The 19,817-nt window shown below is 60.7% G+C and carries 21 protein-coding genes; 4 read left to right on the top strand and 17 right to left on the bottom strand.

What is annotated here, in order from left to right:
• Nucleotides 1–39: 39 nt before the first annotated feature.
• Together GZH91_RS05600 and GZH91_RS05595 are read left to right on the top strand one after the other, a co-directional pair.
• Nucleotides 40–1,056 carry a CgeB family protein gene (locus GZH91_RS05600; protein ID WP_147073942.1) on the top strand — a complete coding sequence of 339 codons (1,017 nt, stop codon included), beginning with the start codon at nt 40–42 and terminating at the stop codon, nt 1,054–1,056.
• Nucleotides 1,043–2,323, top strand: coding sequence for an O-antigen ligase family protein (locus GZH91_RS05595; protein WP_147073940.1), 1,281 nt, complete (start codon nt 1,043–1,045; stop codon nt 2,321–2,323). Before GZH91_RS05600 ends, GZH91_RS05595 begins: the two co-directional genes overlap by 14 nt.
• On the opposite strand, the gene asnB is transcribed toward GZH91_RS05595, so the two are convergent.
• From asnB to GZH91_RS05515, 16 genes are all read right to left on the bottom strand, one after another.
• Nucleotides 2,320–4,119, bottom strand: coding sequence for an asparagine synthase (glutamine-hydrolyzing) (gene asnB / locus GZH91_RS05590; protein WP_147073938.1), 1,800 nt, complete (start codon nt 4,117–4,119; stop codon nt 2,320–2,322). The genes GZH91_RS05595 and asnB overlap by 4 nt on opposite strands.
• Nucleotides 4,119–5,195: a glycosyltransferase gene (locus tag GZH91_RS05585; protein ID WP_147073936.1), complete on the bottom strand. Its 1,077-nt coding sequence runs from the start codon at nt 5,193–5,195 to the stop codon at nt 4,119–4,121. The genes asnB and GZH91_RS05585 overlap by 1 nt, the downstream gene beginning before the upstream one ends.
• A 166-nt stretch (nt 5,196–5,361) precedes the next feature.
• Entirely contained in the window at nt 5,362–6,273 is a 912-nt protein-coding gene (locus GZH91_RS05580; protein ID WP_147073934.1) for a glycosyltransferase family 9 protein, read from the bottom strand.
• Nucleotides 6,266–7,372 (bottom strand): glycosyltransferase family 9 protein, encoded by a 1,107-nt coding sequence (locus GZH91_RS05575; RefSeq protein WP_147073932.1) that lies wholly within the window; start codon nt 7,370–7,372, stop codon nt 6,266–6,268. The genes GZH91_RS05580 and GZH91_RS05575 overlap by 8 nt, the downstream gene beginning before the upstream one ends.
• A gap of 6 nt (nt 7,373–7,378) precedes the next feature.
• Nucleotides 7,379–8,020, bottom strand: coding sequence for an ATP phosphoribosyltransferase (gene hisG / locus GZH91_RS05570; RefSeq protein ID WP_147073930.1), 642 nt, complete (start codon nt 8,018–8,020; stop codon nt 7,379–7,381).
• Between the two features lie 12 nt (nt 8,021–8,032).
• Nucleotides 8,033–9,286 carry a UDP-N-acetylglucosamine 1-carboxyvinyltransferase gene (gene murA, locus GZH91_RS05565; RefSeq protein ID WP_147073928.1) on the bottom strand — a complete coding sequence of 418 codons (1,254 nt, stop codon included), beginning with the start codon at nt 9,284–9,286 and terminating at the stop codon, nt 8,033–8,035.
• Nucleotides 9,286–9,528, bottom strand: coding sequence for a BolA family protein (locus tag GZH91_RS05560; RefSeq protein WP_147073926.1), 243 nt, complete (start codon nt 9,526–9,528; stop codon nt 9,286–9,288). The genes murA and GZH91_RS05560 overlap by 1 nt, the downstream gene beginning before the upstream one ends.
• A gap of 6 nt (nt 9,529–9,534) precedes the next feature.
• Nucleotides 9,535–10,290 (bottom strand): ABC transporter permease, encoded by a 756-nt coding sequence (locus GZH91_RS05555; protein ID WP_147073924.1) that lies wholly within the window; start codon nt 10,288–10,290, stop codon nt 9,535–9,537.
• The gene (locus GZH91_RS05550) at nt 10,290–11,195 is read right to left on the bottom strand and encodes an ABC transporter ATP-binding protein (protein WP_147073922.1); all 906 of its coding nucleotides are present in this window, start codon (nt 11,193–11,195) and stop codon (nt 10,290–10,292) included. The genes GZH91_RS05555 and GZH91_RS05550 overlap by 1 nt, the downstream gene beginning before the upstream one ends.
• Nucleotides 11,196–11,474, bottom strand: coding sequence for an STAS domain-containing protein (locus GZH91_RS05545; RefSeq protein WP_223264583.1), 279 nt, complete (start codon nt 11,472–11,474; stop codon nt 11,196–11,198).
• Nucleotides 11,471–12,163, bottom strand: coding sequence for an MlaC/ttg2D family ABC transporter substrate-binding protein (locus GZH91_RS05540; RefSeq protein ID WP_408646919.1), 693 nt, complete (start codon nt 12,161–12,163; stop codon nt 11,471–11,473). The genes GZH91_RS05545 and GZH91_RS05540 overlap by 4 nt, the downstream gene beginning before the upstream one ends.
• A 45-nt stretch (nt 12,164–12,208) precedes the next feature.
• The gene (locus GZH91_RS05535) at nt 12,209–13,570 is read right to left on the bottom strand and encodes a TolC family protein (protein WP_147075173.1); all 1,362 of its coding nucleotides are present in this window, start codon (nt 13,568–13,570) and stop codon (nt 12,209–12,211) included.
• Between the two features lie 2 nt (nt 13,571–13,572).
• The gene (mlaD, locus tag GZH91_RS05530) at nt 13,573–14,091 is read right to left on the bottom strand and encodes an outer membrane lipid asymmetry maintenance protein MlaD (RefSeq protein WP_161984187.1); all 519 of its coding nucleotides are present in this window, start codon (nt 14,089–14,091) and stop codon (nt 13,573–13,575) included.
• A gap of 4 nt (nt 14,092–14,095) precedes the next feature.
• Complete coding sequence (gene mlaE / locus GZH91_RS05525) at nt 14,096–14,881, bottom strand: lipid asymmetry maintenance ABC transporter permease subunit MlaE (RefSeq protein WP_147071788.1); 786 nt, start codon at nt 14,879–14,881, stop codon at nt 14,096–14,098.
• Between the two features lie 5 nt (nt 14,882–14,886).
• On the bottom strand, nt 14,887–15,696 hold the full coding sequence (locus GZH91_RS05520) for an ABC transporter ATP-binding protein (RefSeq protein WP_147071766.1): 810 nt from the start codon (nt 15,694–15,696) through the stop codon (nt 14,887–14,889).
• A 58-nt stretch (nt 15,697–15,754) separates the two neighbouring features.
• Nucleotides 15,755–16,240, bottom strand: a complete 486-nt coding sequence (locus GZH91_RS05515; protein ID WP_161984186.1) for a DUF72 domain-containing protein — start codon at nt 16,238–16,240, stop codon at nt 15,755–15,757.
• Between the two features lie 41 nt (nt 16,241–16,281).
• Here GZH91_RS05515 and GZH91_RS05510 point away from each other — a divergent pair, with 41 nt between their 5' ends.
• Together GZH91_RS05510 and GZH91_RS05505 are read left to right on the top strand one after the other, a co-directional pair.
• Complete coding sequence (locus GZH91_RS05510; protein ID WP_147071761.1) at nt 16,282–17,334, top strand: LLM class flavin-dependent oxidoreductase; 1,053 nt, start codon at nt 16,282–16,284, stop codon at nt 17,332–17,334.
• A gap of 5 nt (nt 17,335–17,339) precedes the next feature.
• Nucleotides 17,340–18,224, top strand: coding sequence for an NAD-dependent epimerase/dehydratase family protein (locus GZH91_RS05505; RefSeq protein ID WP_147071759.1), 885 nt, complete (start codon nt 17,340–17,342; stop codon nt 18,222–18,224).
• A 1-nt stretch (nt 18,225) separates the two neighbouring features.
• On the opposite strand, the gene cysS is transcribed toward GZH91_RS05505, so the two are convergent.
• Nucleotides 18,226–19,593, bottom strand: coding sequence for a cysteine--tRNA ligase (gene cysS / locus GZH91_RS05500; RefSeq protein ID WP_147071757.1), 1,368 nt, complete (start codon nt 19,591–19,593; stop codon nt 18,226–18,228).
• Nucleotides 19,594–19,817 lie beyond the last annotated feature (224 nt).

Raw genomic sequence — 19,817 nt, 5'->3', positions numbered from 1 at the left:
CATGATGAATGACATAGAAATTAAACCAGCTCGCTCCCGATGAAAATAGTGCTGGTCGCCAAACCCTGGAAAGGCGGACTTGCGCAATACGTGTTCGATGCCTTGCAAGACTTGTTCTCCGGACAGGCGCAGTGGATGACCACCTACCCCGACAGCCTTGCCGACTATCTGGCCTACCGTCTGGACAAGCGCAAATGGCTGGGCGAGCGGGTGGCGCGCATCAACGCCACTGATTATGACATCGCGCTGTTCATCAACCACATTCCTGCGTTCAGGAAATTACGCAGCGATCGCAAACACATACTCTGGCTGACCGATGCACCTACGCTTTCAGTGGGCGATTGCGTCCCTTTTGAGCGTATTTATCTCTCGGATGCGGGTTATGCGGAAGACTTGCTCAAGGTCATCGATCCGGCACGCTACCAAGGGGAACTGGCGTTTGCCTGCCACCCCAAGGTACATCGCCCTGCCCCGGCTGCGGACAATCCGCAAGGCTGCTGTTTTATTGGCAACAAGGATAGTCAGCGCGACGTCTGGCTGAACGGTCTGATTGCATCAGGCGTACGACCGCTGGTATACGGCAATTATTTCCTGCGCACACGTCTTTTCTGGCAGCACCCGCAACTGTTTCGGCCCGCGTTCGCCAACTCAAAAATGGGGGAAGTCTATGCGTGTCATCGTGTCTCGCTCAACATTCACGCCCAGGTGGTGCGGCACGGTACCAATATGCGCAGTTTCGAATGCGCAGCTTACGGCATCCCGCAGGTAGTTGATTATCGGGATGGACTCGCGCAATATTTCGAGCCAGGCACCCAGATGCTGGTCAGCCACACTCCCGCGCAAATGGGGGAACGAGTAAAATATCTGCTGGCGCATCCTGATGCCGCCGTCAGCATCGCGCAACGGGCGCGTACACGCGCCTTGACCGAACATACTTATTACCATCGCCTGCTCACGATACTTGCGGACTGGTTGTCGCCAGCCGCAAACACTGCCAGCAGGCAACTTGTTACCACGCTAATTGCCCACCAGGAAACCCCGCATGACTTCCTCTGAACCTGCTGCCCTGTCCACCCCCGCCGGATCATTTGCACACGCCGTGCGCCAACACGGCTGGTGGCTGATCGCCGCTTTTGTTTTCGCCATGCCGCTTGGCAAGGGCTTTGAGGTGCCGCTGGCATTGATGACTTTCGGCGGCATTGCGCTGATGTTCAAGGATGGACGGGCCATCTGGCGGCACCCCTCGATACGCTGGTTGCTGCTGCTGTTCGTCTGCATCTGGCTGCCGCTGGTGACTGCTCTGCCGGACGCGGTGTATTTCGAGCGCGCAGCCAGCACTGCACTGGCTTTTGTGCGCTTTCCGCTGGCCGGTGTTTTTGCATTGTATGCACTGCGGGATGAGGCAAACCGCCGCAAACTGTTTATAGCCATCACCCTATTACTGAGTTTCTGGGTCGCCGATGCGCTACTCCAGGCAGCTATCGGCCATGATGTATTCGGCTATAAGTCCGCTGGTGGCCGTATCACCGGTCCGTTTGCCAAGCTCACCATGGGACTCATTGTGGCGGTACTGGCGCCAGTATATTTTGAAGTCATTCGCCGCCGCGCCGCACGCTCAAGCGGCTGGTACTGGCTGGCATTGGCACCTTACACCGCGGTGATTCTGCTGTCGGGCAGCCGCGCCGCATGGGGAATGTATGCAGCGGGGATGGTAGGGTTTGCCGTGTATGCCCATTTCACGGCACCCAGACGTCATTTAGGCCGGGCAATCCTGATTGTCTTGCTGTGTGCCGCGTCAATCGGGGCACTGATTGCTACTTACCCTCCCCTGCAAAACAAGCTGCGAGTCACAGCCGGCCTGTTCAGTGGCAATTATGAAAAAATGGACGAGGCGACCAGCATCCGCCTGCCGATCTGGCACACAGCGATCAAGATAGCCAAAGACCACTGGTTGAACGGTATCGGCGCGCGCGGGTTTCGTTACATCTATCCTCAATATGCCGATCCGGATGACCCTTTCATGAAGGTCAACCCGACCTCCGGCCCCACCCATCCGCACCAGATCACCCTGGAAATTCTGGTCGAGACCGGTGTGATCGGCCTGCTGGGCTTCGTGGCGTTCCTGGTTCTGCTGCTACGCCGCACCTGGCAGGCGATGCGCGCCGGCAATACGTACGCCGTACCGCTGGGGCTGTCGGTGCTGGTGGCGACCCTGCCGGTGAATGCGGGCATCGCATTTTATGGCAGCATTTTGTCGGCGCTGGTGTGGTGGCTGGTTGCGTCGTATTGCGCGACACTGGCAAATGAACCTGAAAACGGCTAATGTGTTCCTGCATCCACCCAATCATGCAACACCCCCGCCCCCCCCTGCACGAAGCGCTCGTGCCACAAACCGTACTGAAGTAATGCCCAGACAAAGATGGTTTCATCTCCAGTGCGGGATTGACGGCCAATCAGCCGTGCCAGCGGCGCAGCACGCATTGCCTGGAACGCCGCATGGCCATGACAAGCCGCGCCAAGCTGCACCATACGCTCACCGCGCAGCCATTCCCTGACCGGCACGGTGAAGCCTTTCTTCTTGCTCCACAGATGATCCCTGGGCAGGAACTGCTCGGCCCAGCGGCGCAGGAACACCTTGCCGGTGCGGCCTTCCACCTTGAGCCGGTCCGGTAGCGCCAGGCCGAATTCCACCACGCGGTGGTCGAGGAACGGCACGCGCCCTTCCACGCCATGCGCCATCATCATGCGGTCGGCTTTCACCAGCAGGTCGTCGGCGAGCCAGGTCGCAACGTCGGTGTATTGCATGCGCACCAGATCACTCCAGCGCGGGTTGGCTTCACGCCAGGCCTGTATGAATGGAGCGCGGGCGATGCGTTCCGCGTCACCGCCATTGAACAAATCCGTAACAGACACTGATTTTGCCAACCCGCGGGTGCGGTAACCGCCGCTGCCTGGGTGTTGCAGCGCTTGCCACAGCCGCCTGATGCGGGGTGCGCGATAGCGTCCGTAGCCTGCGAATACTTCATCCCCCCCTTCACCTGACAGCACCACTTTGACGTCCTGGCTGGCGCGCCGGGCGAGCAGCCAGGTGGGCAAATTGGCGTAGTCGGCCATCAGCTCGCCCGATACCGCAATGGTGTCATTGAGCACCGCGAGCAGATCGCGCTCGCTCAGAGCCAGCTCGGTATGCCCGGTGTGGAATTGCTCGGCAACGCGGCGCGCAGCGGCAAGCTCGTTATTCACCGCCGCGCCGGGAAATCCCACCGAATAGGTATGCAGCGGCTGGTCGCTGTAACGGCGGATCAGCGCCACCAGCGTGGAAGAATCCACGCCGCCGGAGAGAAACACGCCGAACGGCACGTCGGCGCGCAGATGCTGCTGCACCACGGTCGCCATCAGATCGTCGAAACGGCGTGCCGCCTCGGCGTAGGAAATTTCCAGCGGCTCAACGTCGCTTAATTGCCAGTAGCGGCTGCGTGAGGTAATGCGGCCGTCGCGCACTTCCACCAGCTCGCCGGGCAATACTTTTTCGATGCCGGCGACAATGGTGCGCGCACCACTGATGAAATTGCTGTGGAAGTATTGCAGCAGCGCATCAGGCTCGATGTGCGCGGGCGCGCCTGCCGGCAACAGCGCTTTGATTTCGGAGGCGAACCCGACACCCGCGCTATCCGCCATGATGAACAGCGGCTTGATGCCGAGCCGGTCGCGCGCCAGCAACAGGCGGTCGCGTGTCACGTCATACAGCGCGAAGGCAAACATGCCGAACAGATGCCGGACGAAATCATCGCCGTACTCGCGGTAGGCATGGAGGATGGTTTCGCAGTCGGAGTGCGTGCTGAATACATGGCCGCGCGCTTCCAGCGTGGCGCGCAATTCGATGTGGTTGTAGATTTCGCCGTTGGCCACCACGCACAGCCGGCGATCCCGGGTATACAGCGGCTGGTTGCCGCCGGCCAGATCGATGATGGACAGCCGGGTATGCACCAGGCCCAGCCTGGCGGTCTGGTGATAGCCGGTCGCATCCGGTCCGCGGTGGCGCAGCGCTGCAGCCAATTGCGTGAGGGCTGCTTGCGGCACCGCTGCCGACACCGAATAAATGCCCGCAATGCCGCACATCAGCGCAGCGCCGCCAGCAGGTGTTGATACAGTGCGGTATATTCGCCCACGATTCCGGCTTCCGAAAACTGCTGCGCAAGCTTATGACGCGCTTGCGCGGCAAGCCTGCCACAAGCGCTTTCATCCCCTATCAGCGCGCGTATCGCGCCGGCCATGGCAGCGGCATCCCCTACCGGGGTGAGCACGCCATCCACGCCATCCTCAATCAGTTCCTGCGCGCCCTGGCTGCGCGTGGACACCACCGCCACACCCTGTGCCCAGGCTTCCAGAATCACGTTGCCCAGCGGTTCATGCCGCGACGGACAGACAAACACATCTGCGCTGCGATATACCGGCGCGGGGTCGGCCTGCCAGCCCAGCCAGTGTACGCGGTCACTGATGCCCAGCTGCGCCGCGTGCTGGTGCAGCGCAGCACGCAGCGGACCGTCGCCCGCAATCGCCAGGTGCAATGGGCGGCCTGCCAGCTGCGCGGGCAGCAGATGAAAAGCGTCGAGCAAATCCGCCATGCCTTTGTTGGGGTGCAGGCGTCCCACTGCCGACACGACCCAGGCATCGTGCGGCACGCCCAGCGCCTGGCGGTGTATGACTTGCTCCGTGGCACTGAGCGGCGCGCCCGGCTCAACGAAATTGCCGATATGGAACACCCGCTGCGCAGGCAGTCCATGCTGGATGAGGTAATCGCAAATGCCGTGGGTGTTGCCTACCCAGGCATGGGCGTGGCGGTAGCCCTTGAGGTCGTAATAACCGCCCAGACGCGCCACGTGCACAGGCTTTTTCCCCGGCTTGAAATGCGTCAGGCGAGTGGCACGCCCCATGTAGGTCTGCACGATGTCAGCGTCCCCGGTGCGGGCAGTCATGCCGATTTTCCAGCGTGAAGGCAAGTCCCACACACTGCGCAACGGCAGGTGCCGCTGCTGCACGTTGGCATTGAGTTCGGCATTGATCGCACTGCCCGGCGGCGTGATGCTGGTGACACGCCCGCCGCACTGCGCCAGCGCGTTCACCAGACGCGCATAGAAACGCTCGGCGCCGCCGGATTGCCTGCTGCCGATAATGTGCAGGGAGTGGATGTTCATCCTGGAAAAAAGCAGTTAACCACGGCGTTCACGGAGAACACGGAGTAAAAACAACGGATAGCAGGTCGCCTGGTATTCACCCGTTGGGTGAGGCCATAAAAGCCCCAGGATTGCCTTTCTCCGTGCCCACCGTGAACCCGTGGTTTAGAACTAAGTTTTTTTAGGTTCATGAAAGGCTCAGCAGATCGTCCAATTGTTCGGCAACCCGCGCCACCTCGAGCCGGGCAAGGTCGTTGCCCGGCGCAGTCAGCCAGCGCGCCCGTGCGCCCCAGGGATGATAGCGCAGTGGCTCGCCCGGGCCGAATACGGTAAGCGTAGGCGTACCGACTGCGCCGGCGAGGTGGCCAAGGCCGGAGTCATTCCCCACAAACACGGTTGCGCGCTGCAACACGGCAGCGGCCTCGAGCAGACCGCTCTTGCCCGTCAGATCGAGGCAGGGCAAGGACAGCGTGCGGACGATGTCTGCCACACGCGCAGTGTCGGCCGCGCTTCCCAGAAAAATCACGGCGTCGAATTGTCCGGCGCAGTGCTGCGCCAGCGCAGCAAAGTGCCGGGCAGGCCAGATTTTGCCTTCCCAGTTGGCGCCCGGCCCAAGGGCCAGCCAGCGCTTGCCGGGCAGCACTTGCAGCCAGGCTGCCACACGGGCATGGATCGCCGGCGCTATCCATAATTCAGCGGGCGGCGGCCGGATGTGTCCAAGCAGCGGCGCAATGGCCATGAAATGCCGCACCACGCTATGGCGCTCGGGCGGGTGGTGCTTGACTTTATGCAAGCGCCGTTTGGCGCGTAGCAGCCAGCCCAGGCCATCGGTGCGCAGGTCCACGATGAGGTCGTAGCGCTTGCGGCGCAGCCGGGCGACGAAGACCAGTTGGTCGCGCCAGCGGACATTTTTGTGCTTGAGGATAATCTCGTCCAGTGCGTCGAAGTGTTCGAACAAGGCAGCCGAACGCGCATCGGCGACGATGTCAAAGCGCGCCTGGGGATAGCGTGCGCGCAATGCGGCCAGCACCGGGGTGGTCATTACCGCATCACCGATGTTGCTCAGGGTGACGAACAGGATATGGCGCGGATCAGGCATGGGGAAGCGCCTCAAGGATTCTGGCCGGCACCCGGATGATGGCGTGCACCTGCGCTACTGTGAGCAATGCCAGCACCTGCGCCGGGCGCACCTCGCGCATGCACGAGTGATGCGCGCAATGCTTGCGATAGCAATTGCTGCATGGCAAGTCGGCCTGGATGGCGATGACCTGGTCGCCCAGCGGTTTGACGCGGGTGGGATCGGTAGGACCGCAAATCACCACTTGCGGACGTGCGCTGCAGGCGGCCAGATGCGAGGTGCCGGTGTCGTTGCCGATGATGTAGCGGGCGTGCTCGGCCAGCGGAATGATGTCCAGCATTTCGGTGGCACCGCACAGATTCACTGCCGCTGTGCCAATGTGGCTGGCGAGGGTGTTGCCCAACCCGACTTCATCCGGGCCGCCGGCGATGACAATGTGCCTGACCAGTCTCTCCTGCAACAGCAATCGGCCCAATTCGGCGTAGTTTTGCTCCCCCCAGCGCTTCAGGTAACCGCGCGGATGGCAGCCAGGGAACAGCAGCGCGTAGTCCTCATCCGCGATACCGTGTTGCGTCAGCAGACGCTGCACGCGCTCACGATTATGCTCCGGCACCGCCAGCACCGGATGGCTGGTGGGCGTGGGAATGCCTGCCAGCTTAAGCGCGGCGCGCATGCGCAGCACCGGATTAATGTCCAGCGGCAGATCGTCCGGCCCGATGGTGTATGGCCAAAAGCCATGATTGCCGACGCGATGGCGGATACCCATGCCGGTGAGTTGCAACACGCCGAGCAAAAAACGGCTGCGGTCGCTGGTCTGCAGATCGACCACCAGGTCGTAGCGACCTGCACGTATGCTGCGCAGCCAGCGCAGCATGGCGCCGAGCCTGCCGGATCTGGCACGCGTATCCAGCGCGATGATTTTGGCAAAGCGTGTGTCGGCGGCAAACAGCTTCTGATTGGCAGGCTGGGTATTTAGATGTATCTCGGCGCGGGGAAAGGCGCGGCGTATGTCCTCAAACAATGCGCTGGCCATCACCAGATCGCCCAGCGCACTCCATTTGATGACCAGGATGCGCTGGATGGATGAATCAGCTGGCAGGTTGACGGGCGTCGCCAACAACAGACGTCAGCCCGCTGCGACGGCCGAGGCGAAGCTGTCCAGCATGGGCTGGATTTCTGCGCGCTTCAGCTTGAGCGAGGCCTGGTTGACCACCAGACGCGAGCTGATGTCCATGATGTCCGCTACCGCCACCAGGCCATTGGCCTTGAGGGTATTGCCGCTGCTCACCAGGTCCACAATCACGTCGGCGAGCTTGACCAGCGGTGCCAGTTCCATCGAGCCATACAGCTTGATGAGGTCAACGTGCACGCCCTTGGCGGCGAAATATTCGCGTGCGGTTTTGAGATATTTGGTGGCCACGCGCAGGCGCGCGCCCTGACGCACGGCTTGTTGGTAGTCGAAAGCCGGATGTGCCGCCACCATCATCTTGCAGCGCGCGATGTTCAAATCCAGCGGCTGGTACATGCCCTCGCCCCCGTGCTCGATCAACACGTCCCTGCCCGCCACGCCCAGGTCTGCCGCGCCATATTGCACGTAAGTGGGCACGTCGGTGGCGCGGATGATGATGAGGCGCACATCAGGCCGGTTGGTGGCGATAATCAGCTTGCGCGATTTTTCCGGGTCCTCGCGCGGGATGATGCCCGCGGCTTCAAGCAGCGGCAGGGTTTCCTGGAAGATGCGTCCTTTGGACAGGGCTATGGTAATCATGGGTACCTCGGGTCATTTTATGCGGCGGATGCGCGCGCCCAATTGGGCGAATTTTTCCTCGATGCATTCGTAGCCACGGTCGATATGGTAAATGCGTTCGATGATGCTTTCACCCTCCGCCACCAGCGCTGCCAGCACCAATGACGCCGAGGCACGCAGATCGGTCGCCATGACCACCGCGCCTTCCAGCCTGTCCACGCCGCGCACCAGGGCGGTGTTGCCTTCCACCGCGATATCGGCGCCCAGGCGCTGCATTTCCTGTACATGCATGAAGCGGTTTTCGAAAATGGTTTCGGTGACCGTGCCCACGCCTTCGGCTATACAGTTGAGCGCCATGAACTGTGCCTGCATGTCGGTAGGGAATGCCGGATAAGGCGCGGTTTTGAGGTTCACCGCCTTGGGACGGGTGTGCATTTCCAGGCTGATCCAGTCGTTACCCACATCGATATGAGCACCGGCTTCGCGCAGCTTGTCCAGCACCGATTCGATAATATCGGCGCGCGTATTCAGCAACCTGACCTGCCCCTGCGTGATCGCCGCGGCCACCAGGTAGGTGCCGGTTTCAATCCGGTCCGGCATGATTTTATGGGTGGCGCCGTGCAGCCTGTCCACACCATGAATGAAGATGACATCGCTACCCGCGCCTTCGATTCTGGCGCCCATGGCAATCAGGCAATTGGCCAGATCCACCACCTCCGGCTCGCGCGCCGCATTTTCCAGCACGGTCATGCCATCGGCCAGGGTGGCGGCCATCATCAGGTTTTCGGTACCGGTCACGGTAACGGTATCCATGAAAATGCGCGCACCCTTGAGACGGCTGGCCTTGGCGTGGATGTAGCCGTGCTCGATGTGGATTTCTGCTCCCATTGCCTGCAAACCCTTGATGTGCAGATCCACCGGACGCGAACCAATCGCGCAGCCGCCGGGCAGCGACACCCTGGCCTCACCATAGCGCGCCAGGATGGGGCCGAGCACCAGAATCGAGGCGCGCATGGTTTTGACCAGTTCATAGGGCGCTTCGAGCCGGTCCAGATGCGCGGCCTGTAACGCCACGCCGCCCTGGTCGTCGAGCGAGACCTGCATGCCGATATGGCCGAGCAGTGTCAGGCTGGTGCTGATGTCCTTGAGTTTGGGCAGGTTCTCCAGGCGCAGAATGTCGGCGCTGAGCAAACCGGCACAGAGCATGGGCAGTGCGGCATTCTTGGCGCCCGAGATGCGCACTTCTCCGGACAGGCGAACGCCGCCCTGCATTGCCAATTTATCCATCAGCTATTCCCTGCTGCCCATTCTTCCGGGGTCAGGGTTTTCATGGAAAGCGCGTGGATTTCGGCCTTCATGCGATCGCCCAGGGCACGGTACACGATCTGGTGCTGCTGCACGCGATTTTTGCCACGAAACTCGGCGCTGACGATGATCGCTTCAAAGTGCTGACCATCGCCAGCCACACGCACGAGCTCGCAGGGCATGCCCTGCTCGATGTATTGCTGGATATTTTCGGGAGTAACCATATATTGTCAATGCCGGAGTTTGTAGCCGCTTTTGAGCAGAATCAGGGTGAGTGCGGATAATGCCACAAAGCACACCCCCACCACCAGCAGGCTCAATTGCGGTGCCACGTCAGCCACCCCGAAGAAACCGTAGCGGAACCCGTCTATCATGTAAAAAACCGGGTTAAAACGCGACACGTCCTGCCAGAATGGGGGCAATGAGTGGATGGAGTAGAACACGCCGGAGAGAAACGTCAACGGCATGATGATGAAGTTCTGAAACGCAGCCAGCTGGTCGAATTTTTCCGACCAGATACCGGCGATAATTCCCAGCGTGCCGAGGATACCGGTGCCCAAAAATGCAAAAACAATCAGCCACAGCGGATGCAGAATAACGAGCCGGGTAAACACCAGCGTCACTACAAATACGCCCAGGCCGACCACAACGCCACGCGCTATCGAGGCGAGCAGGTAGGCCGCAAAAAATTCCAGATAGGATAGCGGCGGCAGCAGCATGAATACAATATTGCCGGTAATCTTTGACTGAATCAGGCTGGACGAACTGTTGGCAAAGGCATTCTGCAGCATCGACATCATCACCAGGCCGGGTACCAGAAACGCCGTGTAGCGAACGCCCGGATAGACCTGCACATGCGCTTCCAGCACGTGCGAGAAAATCAGCAGATACAGCAGCGCGGTAATGACCGGCGCCAGCACTGTCTGGAACGACACTTTCCAGAAGCGCAGCAGCTCTTTGTACAGCAGCGTGTAGAAGCCGACCATCAGGATGCTCCCATGATCCGGACGAAGACATCTTCCAGATCGGGCTGGGTGAGTTCCATTTCCTGAATGCAGACACCCGCCTGACGCAACTGTGCCAGCACCCCCTCCAGATCCGCGTAATGATCCAGCGCCAGCACATGCAAACCGTCGATGTGGCTGACGACGCGTGCGGCCAGTCCGGCAGGCAGCGCGTCGGGTGTAATCCTGATGCGCAGATGACGCTCGGCAATACTGTTGAGCAGGTTGGCGGTGCTGTCCAGCGCGACGATACGCCCCTGCTTGAGCATGGCGACGCGATTGCACAAGGCCTGCGCCTCCTCCAGATAATGCGTGGTGAGCACGATGGTATGGCCACCCTCATTGAGCTTGCGGATGAATGCCCATAGCGACTGGCGCAATTCCACGTCCACCCCGGCGGTGGGCTCGTCGAGGATCATCACCGGCGGCTTGTGTACCAGCGCCTGCGCTACCAGCACGCGCCGTTTCATGCCGCCGGACAGGGTGCGCATGTTGCGGTCGGCCTTGTCGAGCAGATCGAGATTGGCCATGACCTCGTCTATCCAGTCGTCATTGCGGCGCAGGCCAAAATAGCCGGACTGAATGCGCAGCCCTTCGCGCACGGTGAAAAAAGGGTCGTACACCAGCTCCTGCGGTACCACGCCGAGCGCCTTGCGCGTGGCGCGGTAGTCACGCACCACGTCGTGTCCCATCACTGCTGCGCTGCCGCTGCTGGCGCGGGTGAGCCCGGCAAGAATGCTGATGAGCGTGGTTTTGCCCGCACCGTTAGGACCCAGCAGGGCAAAAAATTCGCCCTGCCGCACTTCCAGGTCAACCCCCTGCAACGCGTGCAGGCTGCCGAAATGCTTGTGCAACCGGCGCACCAGAATGGCAGGCGTGGCACCCATTTATTGCGGGATCAGATCCAATACGCCGTAAAGCGTGGCGAGGCTTCTCAGATTGGCCGGCAGATTGATGCAACGCAGTGCAAGCCCGGCGTGCTCGGCTTCACGCCGGCATTCAATAATCAGGCCGAGCGCGGCTGAATCCACCTCATTCACCTGGTGAAAATCTATGACACGGGCACCCTGCCTGATGGCCTCGGTGCAGGCCTTGAGCACGCTGCTGGTGGTGGAGATGGTCACTGCCGCACCGAGGACGCAGATAGCATTTTCGGCTGCTGTCATTTGTGCGTGCTACGCGACTTTTTGGTCGGTGCAGCCGCCGGTGCTTCCTGCTGGCTGACCGCATTCTGCTGATTGCGGCTGGCGAGGGTACGAATCAGTCCATCAATGCCCGACTGGCGGATTTCGCTGCCGAACGAGCTGCGGTAGTTGGTCACCAGGCTCACGCCATCAATCGCCACATCGTAGACTTTCCAGCCGAAAGGTGTTTTTTCCATGCTGTAGTCGATTGGAATGGGCTGGGCGCCGGGCTGCTTGACCTGGGTCTGCACCGTCACGTCGGTCGCCTCCGGCGCCATGCTGAACGGCTTGAATTCGATTGCCTGGTTATTGAATGCGGTCAGCGAACTGGCGTAGGTGCGCACCAGCAGGGTACGAAATTCCTGGATCAGCAACTGGCGCTGGGCGGGCGTGGCACGCGGCCAGTATTTGCCCACCGCAAGCATGGTCATATGGTTAAAGTCGAAATTGGGCAGAATCTTGGCGTCCACCAGTTCGTATATCTTGCGGGTGTCGCCCGCCTGAATGTCCTTGTCCTTTTTAAGGATGGCAACCACTTCCTGGGTGGTGGTCTTGACCAGCACATCGGGCGCCACATCGGCGCCCGCAGCCTGTCCGTGCGCGACAACCAGCAGGCTCAGCGCAGCCAGACCGGCGACCAGCCATTTTCCTGCACCTGCGAAAAATTTCAACGGGGGCTCATGCGTCATGATTTGTATTGGCCTTTAGAGGTGGTTTTACTTGAGTTCACCGACAGCGCGGTACATCTGGGCAACATCCATGTTGTAATCGTTCACCGTTTTCAGGTACTCCGCCTGGGTAAGCGCGTAGCTTTTCAGGGCCTCGGCGACTTTATCGGCATGCCCGAGTCCGGCGCTAAAATCCGCCAGCGCGGATATCATCCAGCGCCGCGCCGCCGCAGCGCCTGCGGCCAGATCGCGCTGCGCGTCGTAGTTGGCCTGAACCTGCTGATACGCCGCAGATACCTGGAACGGAATCCCGGCCTGCGCATACTGGTTTTTATAGTTGAGCGCTTCCAGTTCGGCCTGCTCCTGCGCCACTTTGGCAGGCACCACGCCGAATTCCATGTCCCATTTCACCCCGACCACCGGGGTCAGACCGGCGTTGTTGAACGGGTCATAAATATAGGGATTGTTGAGCCGATCGCGCCGCGATGCGTAATTGGCCGTCCCTACAATACCCGCATAAACGTCCGGGTATTGCTCCGATTTTTTCGCGGCCACCAGGGCGCGACGCGCACGCATGCCGGCTTCCAGTTGCGCCATTTCCGGGCGGTCCAGCAGCGCGCGCGACTGCAGTTCCGCCAGGCTATCCCGGGGCAGCGCCACCGGCGCCAGGCTGGCGTCGGCCACTTGCAGATCGGCATCCATGCCCACACCGGTGAGCACCTTCAGGCCATCCAGGCTGATTTTTTCGATGGCTTTGGCCTGGCTCAGATATTTGCCCAGCATGCCGCGCGCCGCTTGCAGCGCGTACAAATCCGATTGTCTGGATTGGCCATTATCCTCCTTGAGGTTGTGGCTAACGCGGGTCACCGCGCTGTCCAGCCGGCTCTGCACGTCTTCCAGGAAACGGCGCAAATCCCGCGCCGTCAGGTAACCGTAGTAAGCGCGCTTGACGTCCAGCACCGTGTCCGCCCTGCTGATGCGCACATCGCCGCGCCTGACATCGATATTGCCCTGCGCAGCCTCGCTGTAATGCTGGATTTTGCCAAACGTAAACAGCGGTTTGATCAGCGCAACCTGCAGCGAGGTCCAGTCGGACAGGCCTCCCGGAAACGGGCCGTCGCGACGCGGCGTGGTGCCGGAGGGGGCGCCGCCCTGATAAAAACCGCCGTTCACCTGGGGCGCCAGCCCCACAAACAGGTTGGCGTTAACGCGCCAGCCATCCTTGGCCTGCGCCTGTTCGAGCAGGGCGCGCGCCGATTCCACCAGTTGCTCGCGTTCCTTGACCCGCGGGTCGGCGCTCAGACTCATTTGCTCCGCCTGCGCCAGGTTCACGGTTTGCGCCAAGCTGCCTGCCGGCCACGCAACTGCCAGCGCCAGCATGAACCGGGATAATGTGCTCGATTTTTTCATTTTCACTGCTGAATTCCTTGGGTTGCGGGCGCGCCTGCCGGGGCAGATGCCGGTGATTTGGCTGAACCGCCCGCAGCCTTGTTGTAGAGAAACTGGCTAATCAGGTTCTCCAGCACCACCGCAGACTGGGTAATCCGGATTTTATCGCCATTGGCCAATTTTTTGTCACTGCCACCCGCATCCAGGCCAATATATTGTTCCCCCAGCAACCCCGAAGTCAGAATCGCCGCAATGGTGTCCTTGGGGAAGGTGTAGCGTTTGTCCAGGCTCAGGGTGACCGTTGCCTCGTAAGTCTTGTCGTCAAACGCGATCTGGCTCACCCGTCCAACCACCACGCCCGCGCTTTTTACCGCTGCACGAGGCTTGAGCCCGCCGATATTGTCGAACTGTGCCGTAACCGTGTAGCCGTCGGACACATTAAAGCTGCTCATGTTCCCCACCTTGAACGCCAGTACCAGCAAAGCCGCCAGCCCCGCCGCCACAAACACGCCTACCCACAGGTCGAGTGCGGTTCTTTCCATTTGCCTATACCCCTTTGAACATGAATGCAGTGAGCACAAAATCCAGTGCCAGAATCGCCAGCGAGGAAGTCACCACCGTGCGCGTGGTCGCGCGCGACACACCCTCCGCAGTGGGCGGCGCGTCGTAGCCTTCAAATAACGCAATTGCCGTAACCGCGAAACCAAACACACAACTCTTGATCACGCCGTTGATTACATCGTGGCGCACATCCACCGCCGCCTGCATCTGCGACCAGAATGCGCCGTCGTCCACACCGATCAGCACCACGCCGACAAAATACCCGCCAAATACGCCCATCACCGAAAAAATCGCCGCCAATAACGGCATCGAAATTACGCCGCCCCAGAAGCGCGGTGCCACTATCCGTGCTATCGGGTCTATCGCCATCATTTCCAGGGCCTTGAGCTGCTCTGTGGTTTTCATCAGACCGATTTCGGCGGTGATCGCCGAGCCGGCGCGACTGGCAAACAGCAGGGCTGCCACCACCGGCCCCAGTTCGCGCACCAGTGACAATGCAACCAGCACCCCCAGGGACTGTTCCGAGCCGTAGGTTTTCAAGGTTTCATAACCCTGCAGGCCCAGCACCATGCCGACAAACAGCCCCGACACCACAATGATGATGAGTGACAACACGCCGCTGGAATAAATTTCGCGGATCACCAGGCCAAACCGTGCCAGGCTGGTACCCGAGCGCAGCAGCGTAAGCGCCACAAAACGCGCGGCGTAGCCCAGGCGCCAGATGCCATCAATCACGCGCCGTCCAATGGCGGAGAAAAAACGCACGCCCATACGCATCATTTGCGCGCCCCCAGTCCGAGATCCTGGGCATAGTCAGGCGCAGGGTAATGGAAGGGTACCGGACCGTCTTCTTCGCCATGCACAAACTGGTGCACAAACGGCAAGCCGGAGGCACGTATTTCCGCAGGCGTGCCTTCCGCCTCGATCACGCCACCCGATACGAAATAGACGTAGTCAACAATTTCCAGCGATTTCTGCACATCGTGGGTGACCACAATCGAGGTCAGACCCAGGGTATCGGTCAGCCTGCGGATCAGATTGCCGATTTGGCCCAGGGAGATAGGATCCAGGCCAGTAAACGGCTCGTCATACATGATGAGCATGGGATCCAGTGCCACCGCGCGCGCCAGCGCCACACGCCGCGCCATGCCGCCGGACAATTCTGCCGGCATGAGCTGGCTGGCGCCGCGCAATCCCACTGCATGCAGCTTCATCAATACCAGATCACGGATGACGGCTTCAGGCAGATCAGTATGCTCACGCATCTGAAACGCGACGTTGTCAAACACGCTCAGATCGGTAAACAAGGCACCAAACTGGAACAGCATCCCCATCTTGCGCCGCAGCTGGAACAGCGCCTGATGACTAAGCCGGTGCACCACTTGCCCGGCCACGCGCACTTCGCCGCCAGTGGGGCGCAACTGCCCGCCAATGAGGCGCAGCAGGGTCGTTTTACCCGATCCGCTGCCCCCCATGAGGGCGATCACCTTGCCGCGCGGGGCAGTCAGATTGACACCTTGCAGAATCGGGCGCTTGCCATAGGCAAAAGAAAGATTGCGAATTTCGACCAGATTATCTGTCGACACGGATATGCCTTAAATTGAAGTTGAGCGGATTTTATAACGGCTGGACGGCGCGAACAATTTAATAACCCAGGATTTCCAGCAATGTGACGGCTTGTTGCAAATCAGCCACAGCCTGTGTCTGACTGATCAGGTAACACGGTATTCCCGGTGTTTGCGCACGGTGCTGAATTTGTGCCGACAGCGCGCGCCAGTCCGGCGCATCAGGCAACCACATGCAAGATGCCTGCAACGCTGCCGCAGTGTCAGCCAGGCCGGTGCGCGGCGCCAATATTGCCAGGCGCGCGCGATCGGCTTCCGACAGGCTGGCTGGCGTCTCCAGCACAAAGCGAAAACGCGGCAGGGTATCGGCCAGCCACTGCGCCAGCGTTGCCTCGGGCTGTTGCGCCCAGGCAGGGTAGTCGAGGTAACAGCAGGTAAAAAAATTATTGTAATAGGCAAGCCGCCAGTCGGCCGGGAGATCGTCCGGATAAAAGCTGCCTGCCCAGTCCTCGTGTTCCCAGCCGCGCGCGCCCACGTAACAGGTATAGCTTGGCGAATTTGTCATGATGCTGGCATTATAACAGCCCCTTGTGACCCGCTCCGGCCATGCAATTCGACCTGTTTTACGAGATTTCCCAGCCGCCGCATCTGGCACGCAGCGAGGCGCAGGCATGCGCCGACACCCTGGCCGAAATCGAGCTGGCCGACCGCCTCGGTTTCGGTTGTGCGTGGCTGGTCGAGCATCATTTCATGCGTGGCTACTCGCATTCTTCCAAGCCTGATCTGGTGCTGGCCGCGGCCAGCCAGCGCACCCGGCGCATCCGTCTGGGCCTGAGCGTGGTGCCGCTGCCCTACCACCACCCCGTGCATGTTGCCGAGCGTGCCGCCACGCTGGACATCCTCACCGGCGGTCGTCTGGAGCTGGGCATCGGGCGTGGTTTCTCGCCCCAGGAGTATGGCGTGTTCGGCGTCGCCATGAGCGACAGCCGCAGCCGCACGGCGGAGTCGCTGGCCATCCTGCGCCAGTCGTTCCTGCGCCGTCCGGTCACCTTTCATGGCGAGCATTATCATCTGGATGCGCTGGATATACTGCCTTACCCGGTGCAATCCCCTCACCCGCCGCTGTGGACCGCTGCGGTCAGCCCGGATACGTTCACCTGGGCTGCGCAGCAACAACTGGGGATGCTGGCGGGCCCGTTCAAACCATGGATGATGGTGAAACACGACATCCGCAATTATCTCGACAGCGCGGCTGCCGTACCTGCGCCACGTGCCGGCATGAGCGTCGGCATCGTCTGCCTGCCCGACGGCAAGCGCGCCCGCCAGCTCGCCAAACCGGCATTGACGTGGTTTTACAATGCGCTCTTCGCCACGACATTACCGGTGCTGGAAAAACTCTATCCCAGCTATGAACACTTTCACGATCTGGGGCGCTTTCGCAGCCTGATGAAGCTCGGCATCAACCTCACCCTGCTGGAAACATTCGGCATGGCAGTCGTGGGCACGCCCGCAGAATGTATCGGGAAACTGCAGAAATACCGTGATGCCGGGGTGACCAATCTGCTCTGTGCGGTCGGTGCCGGCGCGCTCCCGACCGAGGTCATCCAGGAATCCATGCACTGCATTGCAGAGGACGTCATGCCTGCTTTCCACACCTGAACGCCATGCGTGTATTCATTAGCGGTAGCGCCAGCCACCTTGCCCGCGCCCTGTTGCCGCGCTTGTGCGATGACCCGGTGATCGAATCGGTGCTCGGGCTGGATATTCGGCCGGGATGGTTTGAGCACCGGAAATACCGCCACGTCCAGGCGGATCTGCGCGATGTCAGTCTCGCCCCATTGCTACAGGCCTGCGACGGCCTGGTGCACCTGGCGTTTGTGGTGCTGCGCGGCAGAACCCCGCTGCACGCCATGCGCGCAATCAACCTGCATGCCTCGCAGCGCCTGTTTGCTGCGGCCCGCGCGGCGGGTGTGGCACGTCAGGTGCATCTGTCCAGCGCGGCAGTGTACGGGAGCGGCGTGCTGGTCAATGAAGCAGCCCCGCTCAAGCCTATCCCGGGCTTTCTGTATGGCGAGCACAAAGCCGAACTGGAACACTGGCTCACGGCTCACTATCCGGATGTAGTGCGTCTGCGCCCGCACATCATCCTCGGCGCCCATGCCCAGCCGCTGCTCAAGGCCCTGCTGCGCCAGCCATGCTATGTGCGCCTGCCCGACCCGCAACCGCTGCTGCAATGTGTGCACGAAGACGATGTGGCCGCGGCGATTGTACTGGCACTCAGGCAACCGGCAACGGGTGCCTACAATCTGGCTGCGGACGACAGCTTCAGCTTTCGTGATGCGATTCGCGCGCGTAGCCGCGTGGCTGTGCCGGTTGCGCCAAAACTTGCCGGCGCGGCATTGAGTCTTGCCTGGAAATTGACCGGCGCAGGCGGCGAACCCGGCTGGATGGAGGGTGTACACCGGAGTCTTACATTGAATTGCGGCCGCGCTCGCAATGAGCTCGGCTGGTGTCCGTTGCACACCAGCCGGAATATGCTGAGGCGCTGAATTACTCGCGCCGCCAGCTGGTACCCTGAGCGCTGTCTTCCAGCACGATCCCGGCATCCAGCAATTGCTTGCGAATACGATCGCCCTCGGCAAAATTTTTCGCCTTGCGCGCTATGGCGCGGTCGATAATCAGCTGTTCTATCTGTTGTGCTGAATAAGCGCTGCCGGTCAGCGCCTGCAGATAGGTTGCCGGGTCGTTTTGCAGCAAACCCAGCACGCCGCCGAGCGCCCGCAGCAGCGCGGCATCCTGCGCCGAGCGCGATTTGTTGGTTTCTCCCGCCAGCTCGAACAGCACCGCCATGGCCTCGGCGCTATTGAAGTCATCGTCCATTGCCGCCTTGAAGCGCGCCGCCTGCGGGTGCGTCCAATCGATCCGGATGTCCAGCGGCGCAATATCCCGCAACGCGGTGTAGAGCCGGGTCAGCGCCTGCCGGGCGTCATCCAGATGCTGGTCGGAATAATTCAGCGGGCTGCGGTAATGCGCGCGCAGGATGAAAAAGCGCACGGTTTCGGCATCGTAGCGGGTCAACACTTCGCGGATGGTGAAAAAGTTGCCCAGCGACTTGGACATCTTTTCGTTATCCACGCGCACGAAACCGTTGTGCATCCAGTAGTTCACAAAGGTACAGTTGTGTACACCCTCGGACTGCGCGATTTCGTTTTCATGGTGCGGGAACTGCAGATCCTGCCCGCCGCCGTGGATATCGAAATGTGCGCCGAAGTAATGCTCGCCCATCGCCGAACATTCTATATGCCAGCCCGGGCGTCCTGCTCCCCACGGCGAATCCCACGCGGGTTCACCCGCTTTGGCGGCTTTCCACAGCACGAAATCAAGCGGGTCGCGCTTGTTCCGATCCACCTCAACGCGCTCGCCCGCCCGCAATTCATCCAGCGTTTTGCCCGACAGCTTGCCGTAACCGGGAAAGGCATGCACAGCGTAGTACACATCGCCATTCGCGGCAGGGTAGGCCAGGCCACGCGCGATCAGGGTTTCAATCATGTGCAGCATGGGCGCGACAAATTCGGTGGCGCGCGGCTCATGGGTGGGCGGCAGCACGCCCAGTGCAGCGGCATCTTCATTCATCGCGGCGATAAAGCGCGCGGTGAGTTCGTTGATGGATTCCTTGTTCTCGGCGGCACGCTTGATGATTTTGTCGTCGATGTCGGTCACGTTGCGCACGTACTCGACTGCATAGCCGGACGCGCGCAGCCAGCGCGTCACCATATCGAATACCACCAGCACGCGCGCATGGCCCAGATGACAATAGTCGTACACCGTCATGCCGCACACATACATGCGCACCCGGCCAGGGTTGATCGGAACAAAGGCCTGCTTCTCGCGGCCCAAGGAATTGTAGATGGTCAACATGGCGTGTCGGACAAAAACGTGCGGAGATAAAGGCGAGATGGTGAATGGCGATTTTGAATCAGGGGGAGTTCTTGCTAGAATTGGCCTCCAGGCTCAGTCCACCCGAGTATATCATAATGAAGCGCGCGCCCTTTCGTGCTGTTGCCTGCAACCTTTTCTCCACTTTTCCCAATAAGTAAGTGTTTAGCTGCCTACGCATCCCAATCCCGATCCATTACAAATCT

This window comes from Sulfuriferula plumbiphila (assembly GCF_009938015.1).
GTDB lineage: Bacteria > Pseudomonadota > Gammaproteobacteria > Burkholderiales > Sulfuriferulaceae > Sulfuriferula > Sulfuriferula plumbiphila.
This window is presented reverse-complemented; position numbering and strand designations above follow the sequence as displayed.